Origin of the sequence: Paraburkholderia phenoliruptrix, from assembly GCF_902859825.1 — a bacterium.
GTDB classification, from domain to species: domain Bacteria; phylum Pseudomonadota; class Gammaproteobacteria; order Burkholderiales; family Burkholderiaceae; genus Paraburkholderia; species Paraburkholderia phenoliruptrix.
Window position 1 is genome coordinate 101,060 of the sequence record NZ_CADIKB010000006.1, and the last position, 20,487, is coordinate 121,546.

General features: G+C 64.3%; 18 protein-coding genes. 10 read left to right on the forward strand and 8 right to left on the reverse strand.

What is annotated here, in order from left to right; genetic code table 11:
* The first annotated feature begins 132 nt into the window (after positions 1-132).
* The 3 genes from glgX to HV711_RS09390 all read left to right on the forward strand — a co-directional run bounded on the left by glgX (position 133) and on the right by HV711_RS09390 (position 4,758).
* Entirely contained in the window at positions 133-2,349 is a 2,217-nt protein-coding gene (gene glgX, locus HV711_RS09380) for a glycogen debranching protein GlgX (RefSeq protein WP_035483538.1), read from the forward strand.
* A gap of 104 nt (positions 2,350-2,453) precedes the next feature.
* Complete coding sequence (locus tag HV711_RS09385; protein WP_006047061.1) at positions 2,454-2,633, forward strand: DUF2934 domain-containing protein; 180 nt, start codon at positions 2,454-2,456, stop codon at positions 2,631-2,633.
* A 52-nt stretch (positions 2,634-2,685) separates the two neighbouring features.
* Positions 2,686-4,758, forward strand: a complete 2,073-nt coding sequence (locus HV711_RS09390; protein WP_035483542.1) for an AI-2E family transporter — start codon at positions 2,686-2,688, stop codon at positions 4,756-4,758.
* Positions 4,759-4,832: 74 nt separating this feature from the next.
* Here the strand turns inward: HV711_RS09390 and HV711_RS09395 are convergent, their stop codons facing one another.
* Positions 4,833-5,003 carry a hypothetical protein gene (locus HV711_RS09395; RefSeq protein ID WP_013590162.1) on the reverse strand — a complete coding sequence of 57 codons (171 nt, stop codon included), beginning with the start codon at positions 5,001-5,003 and terminating at the stop codon, positions 4,833-4,835.
* Positions 5,004-5,115: 112 nt separating this feature from the next.
* The gene (locus tag HV711_RS09400; protein ID WP_175145063.1) at positions 5,116-6,723 is read right to left on the reverse strand and encodes an FAD-dependent oxidoreductase; all 1,608 of its coding nucleotides are present in this window, start codon (positions 6,721-6,723) and stop codon (positions 5,116-5,118) included.
* A gap of 274 nt (positions 6,724-6,997) precedes the next feature.
* Here HV711_RS09400 and HV711_RS09405 point away from each other — a divergent pair, with 274 nt between their 5' ends.
* The gene (locus HV711_RS09405; protein ID WP_013590160.1) at positions 6,998-9,151 is read left to right on the forward strand and encodes an ATP-binding protein; all 2,154 of its coding nucleotides are present in this window, start codon (positions 6,998-7,000) and stop codon (positions 9,149-9,151) included.
* A gap of 145 nt (positions 9,152-9,296) precedes the next feature.
* Positions 9,297-9,578: a hypothetical protein gene (locus HV711_RS09410; protein WP_035483546.1), complete on the forward strand. Its 282-nt coding sequence runs from the start codon at positions 9,297-9,299 to the stop codon at positions 9,576-9,578.
* A gap of 108 nt (positions 9,579-9,686) precedes the next feature.
* On the opposite strand, the gene HV711_RS09415 is transcribed toward HV711_RS09410, so the two are convergent.
* From HV711_RS09415 to HV711_RS09425, 3 genes are all read right to left on the reverse strand, one after another.
* Positions 9,687-10,706 (reverse strand): class I fructose-bisphosphate aldolase, encoded by a 1,020-nt coding sequence (locus HV711_RS09415; protein ID WP_028359927.1) that lies wholly within the window; start codon positions 10,704-10,706, stop codon positions 9,687-9,689.
* Positions 10,707-10,782: 76 nt separating this feature from the next.
* Positions 10,783-11,202 (reverse strand): secondary thiamine-phosphate synthase enzyme YjbQ, encoded by a 420-nt coding sequence (locus tag HV711_RS09420; RefSeq protein WP_013590157.1) that lies wholly within the window; start codon positions 11,200-11,202, stop codon positions 10,783-10,785.
* 20 nt (positions 11,203-11,222) lie between these two features.
* Entirely contained in the window at positions 11,223-11,543 is a 321-nt protein-coding gene (locus HV711_RS09425; protein ID WP_028359928.1) for a thioredoxin family protein, read from the reverse strand.
* 334 nt (positions 11,544-11,877) lie between these two features.
* Between HV711_RS09425 and HV711_RS09430 the strand changes: the two genes are divergently transcribed.
* The 3 genes from HV711_RS09430 (at position 11,878) to HV711_RS09440 (ending at position 15,375) form a co-directional block, all read left to right on the forward strand.
* A complete protein-coding gene (locus HV711_RS09430; protein WP_035483548.1) occupies positions 11,878-13,221 on the forward strand; it encodes a sugar efflux transporter in 1,344 nt (447 codons plus the stop codon).
* Positions 13,222-13,546: 325 nt separating this feature from the next.
* Entirely contained in the window at positions 13,547-14,584 is a 1,038-nt protein-coding gene (gene gnd, locus HV711_RS09435; RefSeq protein ID WP_035483549.1) for a phosphogluconate dehydrogenase (NAD(+)-dependent, decarboxylating), read from the forward strand.
* A gap of 89 nt (positions 14,585-14,673) precedes the next feature.
* Positions 14,674-15,375 (forward strand): HAD family hydrolase, encoded by a 702-nt coding sequence (locus tag HV711_RS09440; RefSeq protein WP_014971770.1) that lies wholly within the window; start codon positions 14,674-14,676, stop codon positions 15,373-15,375.
* Here the strand turns inward: HV711_RS09440 and HV711_RS09445 are convergent.
* Complete coding sequence (locus tag HV711_RS09445; RefSeq protein ID WP_035483565.1) at positions 15,372-15,902, reverse strand: ankyrin repeat domain-containing protein; 531 nt, start codon at positions 15,900-15,902, stop codon at positions 15,372-15,374. The genes HV711_RS09440 and HV711_RS09445 overlap by 4 nt on opposite strands.
* Before the next feature lie 99 nt (positions 15,903-16,001).
* Positions 16,002-16,127 carry a hypothetical protein gene (locus HV711_RS33810; RefSeq protein ID WP_013590151.1) on the reverse strand — a complete coding sequence of 42 codons (126 nt, stop codon included), beginning with the start codon at positions 16,125-16,127 and terminating at the stop codon, positions 16,002-16,004.
* A gap of 427 nt (positions 16,128-16,554) precedes the next feature.
* Between HV711_RS33810 and HV711_RS09450 the strand changes: the two genes are divergently transcribed.
* Positions 16,555-18,948: a phosphoketolase family protein gene (locus HV711_RS09450; protein WP_035483556.1), complete on the forward strand. Its 2,394-nt coding sequence runs from the start codon at positions 16,555-16,557 to the stop codon at positions 18,946-18,948.
* Positions 18,949-18,960: 12 nt separating this feature from the next.
* Positions 18,961-20,139 carry an acetate/propionate family kinase gene (locus tag HV711_RS09455; RefSeq protein ID WP_028359934.1) on the forward strand — a complete coding sequence of 393 codons (1,179 nt, stop codon included), beginning with the start codon at positions 18,961-18,963 and terminating at the stop codon, positions 20,137-20,139.
* Positions 20,140-20,200: 61 nt separating this feature from the next.
* Here HV711_RS09455 and HV711_RS09460 read toward each other — a convergent pair whose 3' ends face one another.
* Complete coding sequence (locus tag HV711_RS09460; protein WP_051224646.1) at positions 20,201-20,479, reverse strand: BON domain-containing protein; 279 nt, start codon at positions 20,477-20,479, stop codon at positions 20,201-20,203.
* Positions 20,480-20,487: the final 8 nt, after the last annotated feature.

Below are 20,487 nucleotides of genomic sequence, written 5' to 3' on the forward strand. Positions count from 1 at the left end.
GCAAATTTCATGCCGCGCCGAGGGCGGCCTGCCGGAGGCCAGGCCCGCACATTGCTATACGAGCGAGCCTGATATTCATATCGCCTACACTAAAAAGGCGCGCGAGCGCTCATCCTCCTCACAGGGACCTCTATGTCATCTCCCACCCACTACTCGTCGCGCATCGCGGAAGGCACGCCTTTTCCGCTCGGCGCGACATGGAACGGAAGCGGCGTGAACTTCGCGCTGTTCTCGGCGCACGCAACCAAGGTCGAGCTTTGTCTCTTCGACGAGACGGGGCAAAATGAAATCGAGCGCATCGAACTGCCGGAATATACCGACGAGGTCTGGCACGTGTTCGTGCCGAACCTGAAACCCGGCGCGGTATATGGATATCGCGTGCATGGCCCGTACGAGCCGGAGAACGGCCATCGTTTCAATCCGAACAAACTGCTGCTCGATCCCTACGCCAAGGCGCATATCGGCGAGCTGAAATGGGCGCCGGAAATTTTCGGCTATACGCTCGATTCGGAAGACGCGGACCTCTCGTTCGACGAGCGCGACAGCGCGCCCTTCGTACCGAAATGCAAGGTCGTCGATGCGACCTTTTCATGGAGTCACCCGGAGCGCAATCCGCTGCCGTGGGATCGCGTGATTTTCTACGAGACGCATGTGCGCGGCTTTACGAAGCGCCATCCGCAAGTACCGGAGAAACTGCGCGGCACTTTCGCGGGGCTCGGACAGAAAGCGGTGATCGAATACATCAAAAGCCTCGGTGTGACTTCCGTCGAGTTGATGCCGATCCAGACGTTCGTGAACGACAGCTATCTGCTCGATAAGGGCCTCACTAACTACTGGGGCTACAACACCATTGGCTTTTTTGCGGCCGACCCGCGCTTCTTTGCTTCGTCGACGGAATCCGTCGGCGAATTCAAGGGCATGGTGGACGCCTTTCACAACGCGAATCTCGAAGTCATTCTGGACGTGGTGTACAACCATACCGCCGAGGGGAACGAGCGCGGTCCGACGCTCTCGTTCAAGGGCATCGACAATGCGTCGTACTATCGGCTGATGCCCGACGAGCCGCGCTATTACATCAACGATACGGGCACGGGCAACACGCTCAATCTCTCTCATCCACGCGTGCTGCAGATGGTGACCGACAGCTTGCGCTACTGGGTGACGGAAATGAAGGTCGACGGTTTCCGCTTCGACCTTGCGACCATTCTCGGCCGCGAGCCGCATGGCTTTGACGAGGGCGGCGGTTTTCTCGACAGTTGCCGGCAGGACCCGGTGCTCTCCAGCGTGCGGCTCGTTGCGGAGCCCTGGGATTGCGGACCGGGCGGCTATCAGGTGGGCGGCTTTCCGCCGGGCTGGGCCGAATGGAACGACCGCTTTCGCGACACCGTGCGCGCATACTGGAAAGGCGACGAAGGCATGGTGGCGGACCTCGCGACGCGCCTGACCGGATCGGGCGACAAGTTCAACCATCGCGGACGGCGTCCGTGGGCGAGCGTGAACTTTATCGCCGCGCACGACGGCTTCACGCTGAACGATCTCGTTTCGTATAACGACAAGCACAACGAAGCGAACGGCGAGGACAACAACGACGGCCACTCGGACAACAGATCGTGGAATATGGGTGTCGAAGGTCCCACGGACGACCCCGAGATCCGCCAGCAACGCGAGCGTCAGAAACGCAATCTCCTCGCGACGTTGCTGCTGTCGCAAGGCACGCCGATGATCCTCGCGGGCGACGAATTCGGCCGAACGCAGAAGGGCAACAACAATGCCTATTGCCAGGACAATGAGATCAGCTGGGTGGATTGGGACGGTATCGACGACGACGGCCGCGCGCTTACCGAGTTCGTCAGGAAGCTGACGACGCTGCGCCACCGTTTGCCGGTACTGCGCCGCAGCCGCTTTCTCACGGGCGAGTACAACGAAGCGCTGGATGTGACCGACGCGCGCTGGCTCTCGCCCGACGGCACCGACCTCACGCCCGAACAATGGGCCGATCCGCTGATGCGCTGCTTCGGGCTCGTGATCGACGGGCGTGCGCAGGCAAGCGGCATCCGCCGTCCCGCGTCCGACGCGACGCTGCTCCTCGTGGTGAACGCGCATCACGACGTCGTCAACTTCAGATTGCCCGACGTGCCCGAGGGCGAGCGCTGGACCTGCCTGCTCGACACCAACATGCCGGTGCGCGCGGAGCTGCCGCAGTTCAGCGCCGGCAACGAGTATCAGGTCACCGCACGTTCGCTGCTGCTGTTCGCGCTCGAAGCGCCGAGCCGCGCGACTCAACGCGTGTTCGAAAAACTCGAAGAGCAGCTCACCTCCGAGGAAAGCGACGCACCGCCTGTCCCCTGAGCGGGAATAGGGCTTGCTCTCCTGACGATGGCCACGCGCATTCATCACGATGCGCGCGGCTCGCCATGCCGGCATCCGCGAGACCTTTAAGCGTAGGTGATCAAATGGAACAGGAGCAGACCTCCCAGGAAGACCAGATTCGCACGCGGGCTTACTACCTGTGGGAGCACGCGCCCGAGCCCAAAGGCACACCCGATGAGTACTGGGAGCAGGCCCGCAGTGAAATCGAAAAGGAAGCGCCGCCCGTGGAAAGCGGGCCGATTGCAGAGGAACCCAAAAAATAACGAGCATGACAGGGAGCGCCACAATAAATAACGACGCGCTGCACGTAGCGCCATGAAGGACACGCCGCGCGCCACGCCGCCTACCCGCATCGACGCACCGCCTGCCGCGTTCGGTCTGGACGCGCTGATTGCGCTGGCTGTCGGTGCCGGCTTCGTCGCGTGCCTGTATTTCGCGCGTGCTGTGCTGATTCCGATGACGCTCGCGATTCTGCTGAGCTTTCTCGTCGCGCCGCTCGTGAAATCGCTGGGCCGGCTGAAGCTCGGCCACGTTGCGTCAGTGTTCGCGGCGGTGGTGATGTCAGTCTCCGTAATCGGCGTGCTCGGCGCGGTGATCACGATGCAGTTGACCGAGCTCGCCGCGGGCATGCCGCGTTATCAGGCGACGATCGAGCGCAAGATGGAAGCGGCGCATGCGCTGACTGTCGGCAAACTGGACCGCTTTGCGAAAGCCGCAGGCCAGGCACTGCAGCGTGCCACGGTCGAACCGTCGCAGCCGGAGCCGCGGCACGATGCATCTTCGGCGGATGGCCGGGCGCCCGCGGCCGTGCCCGTCGAAGTGCGCGAGCCCGTGCCGACGCCGCTCGAAGTCGCACGCCGGGTGTTATCGCCGGCCATCAGTCCGCTCGAGACGGCGTTCATCGTCTTCGTCGTGATGGTGGTGATCCTGCTGCAGCGCGACGATCTGCGCGACCGCGCAATCCGTCTCTTCGGCTCGCGCGATCTGCACCGCACGACCATGGTGATGGACGAGGCCGCGCGGCGTCTGAGCCGCTACTTCGTCTCGCAACTGGGCCTGAATGCGGGGCTCGGGGTCGCGATCGGCGCAGGGCTGTTTTTTATCGGCGTGCCGAGCCCGATTCTGTGGGGCATACTCGCGGCCTTGCTGCGCCTCGTGCCGTACGTCGGTATCTGGATCGCCGGCGCGCTCGCCACGGCGCTGGCCGCCGCAGTCAGTCCCGGCTGGGACATGGCGGTCTGGTCCATTGCGCTCTTCGTGACAGTCGAACTGCTGGTGGGACAGGTGGTCGAGCCTTTGCTGTATGGCCGCAGCACCGGGCTTTCGCCGTTCTCGGTCGTGGTCGCCGCGATTTTCTGGAGCTGGATCTGGGGGCCGATCGGCCTGATTCTGTCGACGCCGTTGACGCTCTGTCTGCTCGTGCTCGGCCGGCATATCAGGCGTCTGGAATTTCTCGACGTCATGCTGGGCGATCAGCCCGCGCTCACGCCGGTGGAGAACTTTTATCAACGCGCTCTCGCGGGCGACCCCGACGAAGCGATCGCGCAGGCCGAAGCGCTGCTGCGCGAACGCTCGTTAGCCGCTTACTACGACGAGGTGACGATCAAGGGCCTGCAACTGGCCGCCAATGACGTGGTGCGCGGCAGCGTCACGGCGGCGCAGCTTGCGCGCATCGAGTCCACCACGAACGATCTCGTCGATGGGCTCGACAGTTATGCGGACGAGCCGCCGCTGCCGTCTGCGGAAGACACCAACACGGACGTCGGGCCGCTCGCGCCCTGGCGCAATACACCGCTTACGACGCCGCTCACGCATATGGTGTTCGCCAGCCAGCTTCCACGCGGCGAGGCCGACGAGCGAGCGGAAGATAGCGCGCACAAAGCCGATGAAGAACCGCTCGAGCTTGCGTCCGAGCCCGCCGCCAGGCGCGCGCTGGACATTTCCCAGCCGATGCCGCGCGCCGCGAATCAACGCGTGCTGTGCATACCGGGCCGCGGCCCACTGGATCCGCTCGCCACGACCATTGTGCTGCAGTTGCTCGGCAAACATGGCTTCACGGCGCGCGCAGTGCCGCACGAAGCAGCCTCGCGTGCATCGATCGATCAGATGGACGCCGACGATGTCGCGCTTGTCTGCCTCGTCTACTTGCAAATAGACGGCATTCCTTCGCATTTGCGCTATATGGTCCGGCGTATTCACGCGCGCTTGCCGAAAGTGTCGATTATCGTCGGACTGTGGGCGCCGGAAGATCTGGAGAAGTGGAGCGTCGATCTGCAAAACGCCATGGGCGCCGAGTGCTACGTGACCTCGTTGCAGGAAATGCTCGCCGCGTGCCATCTGTGCTGCACGGGAACGAGTGCCGAGCCGTTGGCCGCGGCAAGCGCTTAACGCCAGCAATAAGTGCACGGCAAAACGCCCGGCGCTTGCGCGGTCCGGGCGTTTTTGCGAGTGAGCGGCGACGGCTATTTGCCAGTGGCCTCGCCTTCGGACGCACTGTCTTCGTCGTCGGTCACGATTTTCGTGGTGCCGCCGGTGGAAGGCGGGTCGCTGGCCGGAAACGTGTCTTCGACCTGCTTGTCGATCTGCTTCTCGGTTTTGTCGGCATTCGGATGTTGTTCCTTCGGTTCTGGCATGACGCTTCTCCTTTCACTAACAGATGTGATGCGCAAAGCGGCTCGCGATTCGCGCGGCCCACATGGGGTGCTTTTTACATCGACGTGTAGAGTTGAACGATGGCGGTGTCCTTCATGGTGGATTCCAATCAGCGCCGTCGCACGAGTCGCGCCCGACAATCCGCAATGCCTGCGCCCGCGTGAGCGGCTCCCGTCGCATTGCATCGATCAGATGCGCGGTTTGAGCGTCGCGATTGCACGCGAGCACGGCAGCGACCCTGTCGTCCTTCATATAGAGCGCAGCAAAATCGTGCTGCTCGAAATCGCCGTCGAGGACAAGCTCGTCCCACTCGCTCGCATGGCCGAGGTACTCGAAGTTCTTGCCGAAGTGATAGGTCCAGAAAAACGGCACGGCATTGTAGCGGTTACGCGCGCCGCACATGTTTTGAGCCGCAATGCGCGCCTGTTGCTGCGCGACGCGCCAATGTTCGATTCGCACCGGCTCCTCGTTTTCGCGCAGCGGAAACACCGCGATGTCTCCCGCCGCGTACAGCCCCGGCGCGGCCTGCATGCCTGCGTTCACGATCACGCCGCCGTCCTTCTGCAGCGGCAAGCCTTCGACAAAGCCCGTGGCGGGGGCAACGCCTGTTGCTAATAGCACGAGATCAGCGGCAATATGCTCGCCGCTTTCCAGCATCACTTCGTGCACATTGCCTTCTTCGCCTTCGAGCGAAGCGACCCTGGCTTGCAGATGAAACCTGACGCCATTGCGCTCATGCAGCTCGCGAAACATGCTGCCGACACGCTCGCCAAACTGCTTTTCGAAAGGCACCTTATCTGGCGAAATAATACTGACCTGCACGCCGCGTTTGCGCAGCGCGGCCGCCGTTTCCAGTCCGATGAAGCTGCTGCCGAGAATGGCCACTTGCGTCGACGCGGCGCTTTGCATAAGGCCGTCTGCCGTGCCGTCGCCGAGGGCATCGACGAGGGCCGCGGCGTCGTCGAGATGGCGCAACACGTGCACGCCGCTCAGCTCGCAGCCGGGAATACGCGGCACGCGCGGCGCGCTGCCGGTGGCAAGCAGTGCGGTGTCGTAAGCGAGTTCGCCGCCGGTGTCGAAGTGGATCGTTCGTGCCGGCACATCGAGCCGCGCGACCTTCGCGACGATCCGCTCCACGCCGTGGCGCTCGTACCAGTCGGGCGCGAGAAGCGGCGGTACGTCGTCGGCAGGCATCTCGGCGGAAGGGACGAATTTGCTCAGCGAAGTGCGGTCGTAGGGCGCGTGCGGTTCATCGCCGATCAGCGTGACGCGGCCCGTGAAGCCGTATTCGCGCAGCGCGGCGCATGCCGCTGCGCCGGCGGCCCCTGCGCCGATCACGACGAAGTGCGGCTCCGGCGTGCGGGCGGGCTCGGTTTCGCCGGGCAGCTTGTCGGAGCTGACCATGATGTCGTCGCCCTCCACGATCACCGTGTAGCGTTCCAGCGGCACGAGCGGTGGCGGCTCCAGCACTTTTCCGGTGGCGGCGTCGAACGTGCCTTTGTGCCACGGGCAGATAATCCGGCCGTGACAGAGCGCGCCTTCTTCCAGCGGCCCGCCGGCGTGCGGGCAGTCGGCGGAATAGGCGCGCACGGTATCGCCGTCACGGATAAGGAGGATCTTGTGGTCGTCCACGACGACGCGCTCGGCACGGTCTTCGCGCAATTGCGAAAGCTGGGCGACGCGTCGGACAGTGAGAGGCATGCGCATTTCGCGGAGTGATCAAGAGCGCTCGACTTACTGAAGCCGCGGGGCGATGCGGCGATGCGCGCGGGATCTCTTCTCGGGGAGCAATTCATGTGCCCGAGCGTTTGCGGAACGCAGCTGCGCGGAAAGATTGTGGTGGGTTCGCGCGTCGCTATGTGCATGGCCGAAAAGTGCGGTAGATTCCCGGTAAGGAATTAGCGCACGACCAGCAGGGCACGATACGTGCGACCAATTCCCTGACTTGTATGAACTTTGAGTGGAGACGTAGGCCGTGCAGCGTGCGGAGCGAGTCGCAGTCGATTTCCCCATGCCGTCGCGCAATTTTTCGGCGACGCGGCGGATGCTTCTTGTCGTGCTTGCGGTATCGATCCTTTTCCCGCTCGCCTGTCTCGCCGGTTATGGCTACTTCGATTACCAGCGGCGAATTGCCGATTCGAACGATGTCATCGACCGGCTCGTGCGCGTGACCGAAGAGCAGGCAGTCAAGGTGCTCGACCTGAATCAGCAGATGGCGTCGCGCATCGTCGAACTGATCGGCACCGAGGACGACGCACAGATTCGCGCGCATGCGTCGGAGTTGAACCGGCAGTTGCGCGAGATTGGCGGAGACTTTCCGCAAGTGGCGTCCATCTACCTGATCGGCGCGAACGGCGACCTGCTGGTGTCGAGCCGCGCTTATCCCGCGCCGGCCATCTCCATGAGCGAACGCGAGGACTTTCTCGCCGCGCGCGCCATGCGCCCGCACCCGTATTTCTCGCTGCCGATGCTCGGCACGCTTTCGCAGACCAATGTGTTCAACACGGCCATAGGACGAATCGGCGAGGGCGGCACGTTCCTCGGCGTCGTGTCGGTCGCGTTGCGCAGTGAGTACTTCTCGCGCTTTTACCGCGAGTTGACGAACGGCGACACGTCGCTTGCGCTCGCGCTTTATCGGGCGGACGGCAATCTGCTGGTGCGCTATCCGCCGTGGCCCGGCGGCGTGAAGGCACCCGCGGCCAACGCTTTCGCGGCGGCTTTGCGCGACAAGCAGTGGTCGGGGCATGTGCGCGTTAAATCGCCCGTGGACGATGTGGAGCGGCTCGTCGCGTTCAGGCGCGTCGGCGATTACCCGCTGTACGTGTCGAGCGCCTATGCAACCGGCGCGATCGTCGACGCGTGGCGGCGGCATTTCGTGGTGATCGCCTCATTGACGGCGGTGCCCTGCATCGCAATCTGGATACTGGTGCTTTATTCGCTGCGTCAACTGGACGGCGAACGGGTGGCGTGGGAACGCTGGCAGGGCGAGGTCGCCATGCGGCTCTCGGCGGAAGCATCGAGCCGGCAATTGCAGCGCATGGGGGCGCTCGGGAATCTGGTTGCCAACGTCGCGCACGATTTCAATAACCTGTTAATGGTCGTATCCGCGAACATCGAGTTGGCGCGTCTTAAGCGCTTTAACAACCTCGAAAAGGAAATGACCGCGGTGCAGCGCGCCACTGCGACGGCGGAGTCGCTGACGCGGCGTCTTTTGAGTGTCGCGAAGAAACAGCCGCTCAAACAGGAACCGATCGACCTCAGGAAATGGATGCCCGGCGCCGCGCCGCTGATCGAAGCGGCGCTTGGCGATCATATCGAGTTGGCGCTGAGTATCGTCGACGATGTCTGGCCAGTGCTTGCCGACCCCACCGACCTCGAACTCGCGATCATGAACCTCGCGGTCAATGCGCGCGATGCCATGCCGCGCGGCGGACGCTTTGTGATCCGCTGCCAGAACAACCGGCTGGTGGGCAGCGACACGCTGCTGCCCGACGGCGAATACGTGCTGATCGCCTGTTCCGACGATGGCGAGGGTATGCCCGAATCGGTCGCGCGGCGCGCGTTCGAGCCGCTTTTCACCACCAAGCTGAGCGGATCGGGCGCGGGTCTCGGGCTGGCGCAGGTGCTCTCGATGTGCGAACAGGCGGGCGGTACGGCGAAAATCGACAGTGTGCAGGGCAGCGGCACGACGGTGCGCCTCTATCTGCCGCGTTATCGCGAACGCCGGCAGAAAGAGGCCGCGGCAGAAGAGGTGGCCGAGCAGTCGGCGCTGCGGCACGCCGGCATGGTGCTGCTCGTGGAAGACAACGAAGATGTCGCGGCCGGCGTCGCAGCGGTGCTGCAGACCTTTGGTTGCGAGGTCCGGCACGAGCCTACCGCCGATCAGGCGTTCGACGTCCTCACCGGCGGCGAGCGTTTCGAACTGGTGCTGTCGGACATCCAGATGCCGGGCAAACTGAACGGCATCGACCTCGCGGAAAAGATACGCAGTACCTGGCCTTCGCAGAAGATCGCCTTGATGACCGGTTATGCCGATGAACTCGAACGCGCCCGGCGTCTCGGCGTGGCGATATTGGCGAAGCCGTTCAATATCGCGGAACTGCACGCACTCGTTGCTTGTGAATCGTGAACAATGCGCGTGAGCAGTGACACCTGAGCGATTTTCAATGGCGCGGCACATCCCTTGCTGGACTCCTGACGAGGCATGCGCACGCAGGTTCGCCTGCGCGCTCGATCCGCTTCTATTCCGCTTCCATCCCGACAGGAGAACAGTCATGAAGATCAAGAAGGCATTGCTCGTATCCACACTGCTCGCGGCGTCCTCGCTTGCGATGGCCCAAGGCACGGGCGGCGGTGGCGGCGGCGGCCCGGCCGGCAACGACCCGAGCACGAACGCCAATGCATCGACGCGCGAGGGCGGCGACATGCAGGGTTCCAGCTCGATGTCGCATTCGAAGATGAAGAAGCATTCGTCGAAGTCGAAGAAAATGAAGCCCGCAACCGACACGACCAATATGCCCGGCGCCGACGCGAGCAGCGACACGAAGGGCCAGTAAGGCGCTTATCGTTTGCTCGCTTGCCGCGAACGGTGTGGGAGTGAGGCGCGATGAGCGCCTCACGAACACCGCGGCTTTTGCTTTGGTTTTACGTTTTCCGCCTTGACGCTAGCTGTTTTCCTGCGCTGCGTCGTAATTTCCGAGCGCCGCGGCGCTGTTCAGGCGCGCGCGTTTGAGCAGTGCCTGCTGCGCTTCCTTCACGTTGCCGGCCGCGCCTTGCCACGCTTGCAACGGCGGCTCCTGCAGCGCGCGCCCATACGAGAAGCTCAGGTTCCAGGGCAGCGGTCCGAGGCGATTCATCGCGTCGAGATTGGCGGTCGCTTCTTCGGGAGATTGCCCGCCTGATAGAAAGACGATGCCGGGCACCGCCGAGGGCACGGTGCGTTTCAGAATCCGCAGCGTGTAGGCGGCGATATCCGCAGTCGACGACTGCCGCGCGTTTTCCGAACCGGCGAGCACCATGCTCGGTTTGAGCAGAATGTGTTCGAGCACTACGCGATGCCGGTGCAACGCATGAAACACCTCGTGCAGGACCGCTTCGGTGACTTCGGCGCTGCGCTCGATGGTGTGGTCCCCATCCATCAGCACTTCGGGTTCGACAATCGGCACGATGCCCGCTTCCTGCGAGATCGCCGCATAGCGCGCGAGCGAGTCGGCGTTGGCTTCGATCGCGAGACGGCTCGGCAGATTGGCCGCGATGTTGTACACCGCGCGCCACTTCGCAAAGCGCGCGCCTTGCTGCTTGTAGTCGACGAAGCGGCGCGCAAGGCCGTCCAGGCCTTCGGTGATTTCATCGCCGGGAGCATGAGCGAGCGGAATCTTGCCGAGGTCGACCTTGATGCCGGGCACGATGCCGTTTTTCGCCGCGAGTTCGGGAAACGGCGTACCGTCGTCGGCTTTCTGGCCGAGCGTTTCCTGATAGAGAATGACGCCGCTCACGAATTCGCCGAGACCGGGGGTGGTGAGCAGCAGGTTGCGATAGGCGCGGCGATTCTCTTCCGTCGACTCGATGCCGATGCTCTTGAAGCGTTTCGCGATGGTGGGGCCGCTTTCGTCGGCGGCGAGGAGACCCTTGCCGGGTTGAATCATGGCGTCGACGGTGGCTTGCAGTTCGCTGCGGGTGTCCATGAGATGCACTCCCTTTGTTCCGGTTGCGGAAGAAAACCTGCGCTCGCGACGCGCGCCCCGACGCTGCGGATTCGGCCTATTCGCCGATCAGATGCAACACGATGTCGCGATGCTGCGTATGACGCCGATGCTCGAACAGATACAGACCCTGCCAGGTGCCGAGCACCATCTGCCCATGTTCGACGGGCACGCTCAATTGCACCTGGGTCAACGCGGTGCGCAGATGCGCGGGCATGTCGTCGGGACCTTCGGCGTCGTGCTCGTAGCGTTGCTCGTCTTCGGGTGCAAGCGTTGCAAAGTAGCGCTCCAGGTCGCGCTGGACCGACGGGTCCGCGTTTTCCTGAATCAGCAACGATGCTGACGTGTGACGGCAAAACAGCGTCAGCAAGCCGGTTTCAACGTGCTGCGCTGCGACGAAACGGCGGGCTTCGTCGGTGAATTCGACGAGGCCGCGCGTGCGGGCCTTGACGCTCAGGTGATGGATGGCTTGCTTCATGATGGAAGCGCTCGGTGCGGTTAGAGCGACGCGAACGCGTCCGCGATCTGCTCGACGCTGGTGGGGCGCACCACGCGCGCCACTTCCGCGCCGTCGCGCATGAAAACCAGCGTGGGCCACAGCTTGACCTTGAACGAGCGGCCAAGCGGCCGGCCAGGGCCGTCCTCGATTTTCAGATGCCGTATGCCCGCATGGGCCTCGAACGCTTTCGCGATGGAAGGCTGCGCGCCTTGGCAGTAGCCGCACCAGTCCGTGCCGAACTCGAGGACGGTTGCGCCGGGCAACGCGTCGACCTCGGCTCGTGACGGGGCGTGGGTGGAATAGGCTGTCCGGGTTGCCATGCATGCTCCGCTGCGGATGGGGTTGGGCACCGAGTGTTTGTAAATTCGAGCGTGCGCGGCCGCAAAGGCGCGCTGCACGTTGGTTTGATAAGAGTACCAGCTATTGGTTCGAGGGGCGGGCGCGGCGCATGCAAGCAGTGATCCCTGGTGCGGCCCTTGCGCGCCTGTCATTTCCAATCCCCGTCGCCGCAAAAAAAAGCCATAAATTTGGGATGCACCCCCCCGCCTTTACGCGGCCGCACACCCGGTCGATAATGCCCCGTTCATCCCGCCACGAAGCCTGCCCCGCGCGCCGCGCCGCGCAGCCTCGCGTCTACTGAGCCCACAGCCGCCCGTGTTGAAAAACTCACGTTTTTTTGGTCTGCTGCACATTCCCGGCTTCAAGCCGCTTGCCGCCGCCACGCTGATGCTCGGTGTGGCCATGTCGTTCACTGCTCCGTATCTGTCGCTCTTCGGCGTCGAACGCGCCGGCATGACGCCGTTCCGGCTCGGTGTCTTCATGACGTTGATCGCCGCGAGCGGCGTGCTCGCGAGCACCTTCGCCGGCCGCTGGAGCGATGCAAGCGGCCGGCACCGGCCGCTCTTGCTCGTCGCGCTCGTGCTCGCCGCGCTGGGCTACCTCGGGTTATGCGTGGTGCGCGATTACCGGCTGCTGCTCGTCGTCGGCATTGTGTTTATCGGTGCGGGCGGCTCGGCCATTTCGATGGTGTTTTCCTTCAGCCGCGCCGCGCTGCCCGTGCCGGACGCGGCCGAGCGTGTATTTGCCAGCGCGACGCTGCGCACCATTCTCTCGGCGGCGTGGGTGTTCGGGCCGTCGGTGGGCGCGCTCGTGCTCGCGGCGACCAGCTTCACCGGGCTTTTCCTGTTCGCCGCCGCGAGCTTCGCGGCGTGCGCCGCCATTGTCTGGCGCATGCGCGAGCCGCAAGGCCATCTCGGCGACCATACGGTGGAGGACACCGCGTCCGAGCCGTCGGCGTCGATCACCGTGCCGCCGCTCAGGGAGCCCGGTCCCGATGCGCATGAGGATCTGCCCGGCGTGGCTTCGACGAACGATACCGGCCGCGCGGTCGCGGCGCTGACCTTGCTCGGGCTAGCCGCGAACGCCACGATGATCGTGCTGCCGCTCTACATCGTGCACGGTCTTGACGGCACGCATCTCGACGTTTCCGTCATGCTCGGGCTCGGCGCTTTGTCCGAGATTCCGATGATGCTCGCGCTCGGCGCGAAATCGTCGAAGCTGCATAAGCCGAACTGGCTTGCGGCATGCGCCGCGGTTCACGCGGCGTATTTCGTGGGCATGTCGCTCGCGGGCAACGTGCATGTGCTGATTCCCATGCAGATGCTCAACGCGTTCGTGGTCGCCGTGACCTCGTGCCTCGGCATGACGTATGTGCAGGACCTCATGCCGCACGCGCCTGGACGGGCCACGGCGCTGTTCTTTAATGCGGCGCGGGTCGGCTCCATTCTGTCGGGCGTGTTGTCGGGATTGCTGGTGCAGGCGTTCAGCTATCGCGGCACGTTTCTATTCTGCGGCCTGCTCGCGCTGGCTGCGCTCGTCCTGTTTGCCGTGCCGGGCTATCGCTATCCGCTCATGTGGCGAGCCGTGCGGCGCTTTGCGAGTACGCAATATGGCAGGCTTCAGGCGTGGCGCGCGCTGCGTGGAGGGCGCGAGCTTTGATCCAGCCGCAGCGCATGGTCTGCGACTGGCGCAGGCTTGCAGCGAGCTGAACGGATCCAGCGTGCGGAACTTTAGCTCGCGTACAACCTCTCCAGAGAGGCGTATTGTTGCCAAAGCGGTTGCCAGCGCGGTTGCCAGCGCGGTTGCCAGCGCGGTTGCCAAAGCGGTTGCCAGCGCGGTTGTCAGGCGGTTATCAGACCGCGCTTCCCGCGCCTGTGCACACGGCGCGTGGCGCGCTCGCGTCGCCGGGCGGTCGGTAGTGAACGCGGCATCGGCATCTGAATGAAACCAGCCAGCATCACGTGGCACTTTCGGGAGCGGTGAAATGCAGCTAGGCATGATTGGATTGGGACGCATGGGTGCCGACATGGTCCGGCGCCTGACGAAGGGCGCTCAGCAGTGCATTGTCTACGACGTGCAGCCCGCCGCCGTCGAGCGGCTCGCGCAGGAGGGCGTGGCGGGCGCCTCGTCGCTGGAAGACCTCGTCGCCAAACTCGACAAGCCGCGCGCGGTCTGGCTAATGGTGCCCGCCGCGGTGGTCGACGGCACGCTGGAAAAACTCGTGCCCCTGCTCGAGCCGGGCGACATCGTGATCGACGGCGGCAATTCCTATTATCACGACGACATTCGCCGCGGCGCCGAGCTGGCCGAACGCAAGCTGCATTACGTGGATGTCGGCACGAGCGGCGGCGTCGCGGGACGCGAGCGCGGCTATTGCCTGATGATCGGCGGCGAGGCCGACGTGGTGCAACGGCTTGAGCCGATTTTTTCGACGCTCGCGCCGGGCGCAGCCGCCGCGCCCGCCACGCCAGGACGCACGGCGGGCAGCAGCACGGCGGAGCAGGGTTTTCTGCATTGCGGGCCGCTCGGCGCCGGGCACTTCGTCAAGATGGTCCATAACGGCATCGAGTACGGCTTGATGGCCGCGTATGCCGAGGGCCTCAACATTCTGCGTCACGCCGACGCCGGCAGGCACGCGCGCGACGCGGACGCCGAGACTTCGCCGCTGCGCCGTCCCGAGTTCTATCAATACGATCTCAATCTGGCCGATATCGCCGAAGTCTGGCGACGCGGCAGCGTGATCGGCTCGTGGCTCCTGGACCTGATCGCGGGCACGCTCGCGGGCGACGCAGATCTTAAGAGCTACGCAGGCCGCGTATCCGACTCGGGTGAAGGGCGCTGGACCATGGCCGCGGCCATCGACGAAGGCGTGCCCGCGCCGGTGCTGAGCGCGGCGCTGTTCGGGCGTTTCAGTTCGCGCGGCGAGGCGGACTTCGCGAACCGCGTGCTGTCGGCCATGCGCCATGACTTCGGCGGCCATGCCGAGAAGCCGGCTGAATCGCCCCAAAGCCCGCAGGGCTGATCGGTCGCAAGTTGATCGCGCCGATCGCCTCGCGTCCCTTCGCCTCGCCCCGCCTCAAAGCACAGTACAGCCCATTCAGGGAGCCGGACATGCCAGCCGCAGAAGCCAACGGAACCACGCCGCACGACGTCGTCTTCCTGTTCGATTGCGACAACACCTTGCTCGACAACGATCATGTGCTGTCGGATCTACGCGCGCACATGATGCGCGAGTTCGGCACCGACAACAGCACGCGCTACTGGGAAATTTTCGAGCAGTTGCGCAGCGAGCTCGGCTATGCAGACTATCTCGGCGCGTTGCAGCGCTATCGCACCGAGCATCCGCGGGACACGCGCCTGTTGTTGATGTCGTCGTTTCTGATCGACTACCCGTTTGCGAACCGGCTTTATCCCGGCGCGCTCGACGCATTGCGCCACGTCGGCCAGTACGGACCCACGGTGATTCTGTCCGACGGCGACGTGGTGTTCCAGCCGCGCAAGGTCGCGCGTTCGGGCTTGTGGGAAGAAGTCGGGGGCCGGGTGCTGATCTACATTCACAAGGAGCTGATGCTCGACCAGGTGATGGAATGCTACCCGGCGCGCCACTATGTGATGGTCGACGACAAGCTGCGCATTCTCACGGCCATGAAGAAAGCCTGGGGCGGCAGGCTGACCACGGTATTTCCGCGTCAAGGCCATTACGCGCTCGATCCGAAGGAGATCTTGAGCAATCCCCCCGCGGACGTGAGCATCGAGCGGATCGGCGACCTCGCGCAACTCGACGTGAAAGCGCTGCTGACCGGCAAGCCCTAGGCGTTGCGCAGCTTTGCCTGCGCGTCGGCCGCGCCCATCCGGCCGGCCGCGTCGAGTGCGCTCGCGCCTGCGGCGTCGCGCGCGTCCGGCTTCGCGCCGTGCGCGATCAGCAGGTCCATGATGGCGGTGCGGTTGAACATGGCGGCCACCATCAGCGCGGTGCGCCCGTCGGGCGACGCGCCTTCCACATCCGCGCCATGCGCGAGCAGCGTTTCGACCACGCCCTCGAAGCCTTTGAACGCCGCGCCTGCAATCGGCGTTTGGCCGTTGTTATTGCGCAGGTCGGGGTCGGCGCCGCGTTCCAGCAGCGTGCGCACGGCATCCACGTGACCGTGGTAGCTGGCGAGCATCAGAAGGCTGTCGCCGTTCTCGTTGCGCAGATTCGGCGGCACGCCTTTTTCGATCACCGCGGCGAGCATCGCGGCATCGCCGCGGCGCGCCAGATCGAATACCTGCTGCGCGAGTTCGAGCAGTTGCAGGTCGATGGCTTGCCCGGAAGGCGGGGAAGAGTCGGCGGAATTCGTCAATGCAATCTCCTTGCTAGGATGCTGCGCAGCTCGGCGCATGAACACCGGCAGCATACACAGTTTGCACCGGCGACGCGCGCACGCGCGCGGCGCGCCCCCTCAGGCGTGGCCGAACAGCTTCACGAGCAGCCCGAACACGCCGACCAGCACGGCCACGCCGGCACACAGCAGCACGAGCGTGAGAAGCAGAACGAGTGGCGCTTTCAGACGGTTGGATGTGGACATGATCAATGTGTAGGGTTAAGGACGAGTAGGGCCACGAACAGCGCCACCAATAGCGCAACCAGCAGGGCAACCAGTCGGGCACAAGCGGCGCAACGAGTCAGGTAACGACGCACGCGCAGGAATTCTGCAAAGCTTAGGCGTTTCACCGCATCTGTGCAGCGCGGCTGGCGTAGGACTTGCTCCAGCGCGCGCGACGCCGGCAACGCCTGAGCGAGATCAAACTTTCCAGCGCGGTTCCGAACCATGATGCGTGCATCCGGTCACACGGCTGACGGCCGGCGTTCAATGCCCGTTGCCGAACCGGCACGTGCAGCATCCGCACAGCGCCTTTCGCTGCATCTCTCTCATGCCGTGCGCATGACGCTCACCGGCGCACGCTTCGCAACGCCCGCCAACCTGCCTGACAGTCCTTACGAGGAGCGACGCCATGGCTGAAGCAATCTCCCGTCCCGCCCCGCCGCACACTTTAGACCCCGACACGCTGCAGAGAATGGATCGCTACTGGCGCGCGTGCAACTACCTGTCGGCCGGCATGATCTATCTGCGCGACAACCCGCTGCTGCGCGAACCGCTGAAGCCCGAGCACATCAAGAACCGTCTCCTGGGGCACTGGGGCTCGGACCCCGGCCAAAGCTTTTTGCTCGTGCACCTGAACCGCCTCATCAAGAAGCTCGACCTGAACGTGATCTACATTTCGGGGCCAGGGCACGGCGCGCCTGCCACGCTGGCCCACTGCTATCTGGAGGGACATTACTCGGAAATCTATCCCGACCGCAGCGAAGACGAGGCCGGCATGCGGCGCTTTTTCCGGCAATTTTCGTTTCCCGGCGGCATCGGCTCGCATTGCACGCCGGAAACGCCGGGCTCGATTCATGAAGGCGGCGAGCTCGGCTACAGCCTGTCGCACGGCTATGGCGCGGCGTTCGACAACCCCGATCTGATCGTCGCGGTGATGATCGGCGACGGCGAAGCCGAAACCGGGCCGCTCGCTACCTCGTGGCATTCGAACAAGTTCCTGAACCCGGTGCGCGACGGCGCGGTGCTGCCGGTGCTGCATCTGAACGGCTACAAGATCGCCAACCCGACGCTGCTCGCGCGCATTCCGCGCGAGGAACTCGAAGCGCTGCTCACCGGTTACGGCCACAAACCGTATTTCGTCGAAGGCGACGATCCGGCCGTCATGCATCAGCAGATGGCGGCGACGCTCGAACAGTGCATCGGCGAAATCCGGGCGATCCAGCAGCACGCGCGCGCCAACCACGACGCCACGCGGCCGCGCTGGCCGATGATCGTGCTGCGTTCGCCAAAAGGCTGGACCGGCCCGAAGGAAGTGGACGGTCACAAGGTGGAAGGCTCATGGCGAGCGCATCAGGTGCCGATTGCCGATCCGGCGACCAACCGCGAGAGCCTGAAACTGGTCGAGGCGTGGCTGCGCAGTTACGAGCCCGAGTCGCTGTTCGACGAAAACGGCCGGCTCGTCGAGGCATTGCGCGAACTCGCGCCACAGGGCGAACGCCGCATCAGCGCGAATCCGCACGCGAACGGCGGCGTGCTGTGCAAGATGCTCGACATGCCGGCCTTTCGCGATTACGCAGTCGAGGTGAAGCAGCATGCGTCCGCGTATTCGTCGCCCACTCAGGTACTCGGCCAGTTTTTGCGCGACGTGATGCGCAGGAACATGAGCAACTTCCGCGTGTTCGGCCCCGACGAGACCGCCAGCAACAAGCTGACGGCGATTTACGAGGCATCCGGCAAGACCTGGCTCGCCGACGCCCAGCCCAACGACGCCGACGGCGGCGCGCTGTCGGCCGACGGACGCGTGATGGAAATGCTCAGCGAACACACGCTGGAAGGCTGGTTCGAAGGCTATGTGCTGACCGGCCGCCACGGCCTCTTCGCGACTTACGAAGCGTTCGTGCACGTGATCGATTCAATGTTCAACCAGCACGCCAAGTGGCTCGAAAAAGCGAAGCGCGAACTGCGCTGGCGTCAGCCGGTGCCGTCCATCAACCTGCTTATCACGTCGCTCGTCTGGCGGCAGGATCACAATGGCTTCACGCATCAGGATCCCGGCTTTCTGGATGTGGTGACCAACAAGAGCCCGGACGTGGTGCGCATTTATCTGCCGCCCGACACCAACTGTCTGCTGAGCGTAGCCGATCACTGTCTGCGTTCGCGCGATTACGTGAACGTGATCGTGTCGGACAAACAGCCGCATCTGCAGTATCTGGACATGGAGGCCGCCGTCACGCATTGCACGAAGGGCATCGGCATCTGGGACTGGGCGTCGACCGATCAGGGCGCCGAGCCCGACGTGGTGATGGCGTGCGCCGGCGACATTGCGACAATGGAGGCGCTCGCCGCCGTGCAGATCCTCAAAGCACGCTTCCCGGACCTGAAGATCCGTTTCGTGAATGTGGTCGATCTATTCCGGCTGATGCCCGAGCACGCGCATCCGCATGGTCTGTCGGGCCGCGACTTCGATTCGCTCTTCACGACCAGCAAACCGGTGATTTTCAATTTCCACTCTTACGCGTCGCTGGTTCACAAACTGACCTACAGCCGGACCAATCACGACAATCTGCACGTGCACGGCTATCACGAGAAGGGCAACATCAACACGCCGCTGGAGCTCGCGATCATCAATCAGGTGGACCGCTTTTCGCTCGCCATCGACGTGATCGATCGCGTGCCGAGGCTGCGCGGCGTCGGCGATCACACGAAGGAGTGGCTGCGCGGGCAGATCATCGAGCATCTCGCCTATGCGCATGCCGAGGGCATCGACAAGGAAGAAATCCGCAACTGGACGTGGCAACACTGAGCGAGGTCCGTCATGAACATGCAGCACGGCGCATCGCCGCCAACCATTCTGGTGCTCAACAGCGGATCGTCGTCGCTGAAGTTCGGGCTCTTTGCGCCTGCCGATGACGACGAGTCGCTGTTACTGGAGGGCAGCGCTGAAGGCATTGGCCGCGGCGACGGCAGCCTGCGCATCAAAGCGCCGGACGGCGGCGTCCTGGTGGACGAGCAGCACGTGCTCGAGTCGCAAACCGATGCGTTGCAGAAGCTCTCGGCCGTGCTGGGCGCGCAGCATCATGCGCAACCCACTGCGGTCGGCCACCGCGTGGTGCATGGCGGGCCGCATCTGCGAACGCATCAGCGCCTCACGCCCGAGGTCCGCCAGCGCCTCCAGGATGCCGTGCATTTCGCGCCGCTGCACATTCCGCCGGCGCTTGCGCTGATCGACGAAGCGCAGACAACCTTCGCGGACGCCGCGCACTTTGCCTGTTTCGACACCGCGTTTCATGCCACGCTGCCGCCGCGCGCGGCGCAGCTTGCGTTGCCGCGACGCTACGCGGATGCAGGCGTGATCCGCTACGGATTTCACGGGCTGTCGTACGAATCGCTCGTCACGCAATTAGGCGCGGCGCTGCCGCCGCGCGCCGTGTTCGCTCATCTCGGCAACGGTTCGAGCGTGTGTGCATTGCGCGACGGCCGATCGGTCGATACGTCGATGGGCATGACGCCGACGGGCGGCGTGCCGATGGGAACGCGCTGCGGCGATCTGGATCCGGGGGTGCTGCTGTACCTGCTGCGCGTGGAAAAGCTCGATGCAGACGCGCTCGAAACGCTGCTGAACCGGCAGAGCGGCCTTGCCGGTTACGCCGACGGCGAAAGCGACATGCAGGCGCTCGAACAACGCGCGGCGGCGGGCGACGAGCACGCTTCGCTGGCACTGGACGCCTTTGCGACCGCGGTGCGCAAGACCATCGGCGGCTATGCGGCTTTGCTCGGCGGCATCGATCTGCTGGTGTTTACCGGCGGCATCGGCGAGCACAGCGCGGAGATTCGCAAGCGCATCTGCGAAGGTCTGGATTTTCTGGGCCTTCGCGAAGGCGACGCGTCGGGCAAGGTGAGGGCGCTCCACACGCAAGAGGAAAAACAGATCGCGCGGCATTGCCGCGCTTTGCTGCGTGGCGCTTTGCTGGGTGGTGCTGTGTTGCGTGGGTGAAGCACCGTGATTGCCCGGGCGTTGTCCCACCCGTGGGCCCGTGCGTTGTGCAGGCCAGCGCTCAGACGACCTTCACCACCAGCCGATCGCACACGCCGCTTACGCCGAAGAGCCGCGTCACGTCTTCCAGCGCGGCGAGCTTTTGCGCGGGTCGCGCCAGCTCGCCGCGAAGTGTGATGCGGCCGTCATGCACGTCGACCGCGATCGTGCGCACGGGAACGGCGGCGTCCCATGCGAGGCGCCGCATTGCCTCGGCTGCAATGTGCGCGTCGGAAAGACGCACGCCGTGGGCGTGGCCTGAGGCCTCGCCCTGCGGCGCTGCAAAGCGCGAATGAGCCATGACGTTGT

Excerpts from the sequence above, each read along its gene's own strand:
- HV711_RS09415 (WP_028359927.1), bottom strand. The coding sequence starts at position 10,706 with ATGGACACCCGCAGCGAACTGCAAGCCACCGTCGACGCCATGATTCAA.
- gnd (WP_035483549.1), top strand. The coding sequence starts at position 13,547 with ATGCAGCTAGGCATGATTGGATTGGGACGCATGGGTGCCGACATGGTC.
- HV711_RS09385 (WP_006047061.1), top strand. The coding sequence starts at position 2,454 with ATGGAACAGGAGCAGACCTCCCAGGAAGACCAGATTCGCACGCGGGCT.
- HV711_RS09455 (WP_028359934.1), top strand. The coding sequence starts at position 18,961 with ATGAACATGCAGCACGGCGCATCGCCGCCAACCATTCTGGTGCTCAAC.
- HV711_RS09425 (WP_028359928.1), bottom strand. The coding sequence starts at position 11,543 with ATGGCAACCCGGACAGCCTATTCCACCCACGCCCCGTCACGAGCCGAG.
- HV711_RS09410 (WP_035483546.1), top strand. The coding sequence starts at position 9,297 with ATGAAGATCAAGAAGGCATTGCTCGTATCCACACTGCTCGCGGCGTCC.
- HV711_RS09450 (WP_035483556.1), top strand. The coding sequence starts at position 16,555 with ATGGCTGAAGCAATCTCCCGTCCCGCCCCGCCGCACACTTTAGACCCC.
- HV711_RS09440 (WP_014971770.1), top strand. The coding sequence starts at position 14,674 with ATGCCAGCCGCAGAAGCCAACGGAACCACGCCGCACGACGTCGTCTTC.
- HV711_RS33810 (WP_013590151.1), bottom strand. The coding sequence starts at position 16,127 with ATGTCCACATCCAACCGTCTGAAAGCGCCACTCGTTCTGCTTCTCACG.
- HV711_RS09420 (WP_013590157.1), bottom strand. The coding sequence starts at position 11,202 with ATGAAGCAAGCCATCCATCACCTGAGCGTCAAGGCCCGCACGCGCGGC.
- HV711_RS09390 (WP_035483542.1), top strand. The coding sequence starts at position 2,686 with ATGAAGGACACGCCGCGCGCCACGCCGCCTACCCGCATCGACGCACCG.
- HV711_RS09460 (WP_051224646.1), bottom strand. The coding sequence starts at position 20,479 with ATGGCTCATTCGCGCTTTGCAGCGCCGCAGGGCGAGGCCTCAGGCCAC.
- glgX (WP_035483538.1), top strand. The coding sequence starts at position 133 with ATGTCATCTCCCACCCACTACTCGTCGCGCATCGCGGAAGGCACGCCT.
- HV711_RS09400 (WP_175145063.1), bottom strand. The coding sequence starts at position 6,723 with ATGCCTCTCACTGTCCGACGCGTCGCCCAGCTTTCGCAATTGCGCGAA.
- HV711_RS09395 (WP_013590162.1), bottom strand. The coding sequence starts at position 5,003 with ATGCCAGAACCGAAGGAACAACATCCGAATGCCGACAAAACCGAGAAG.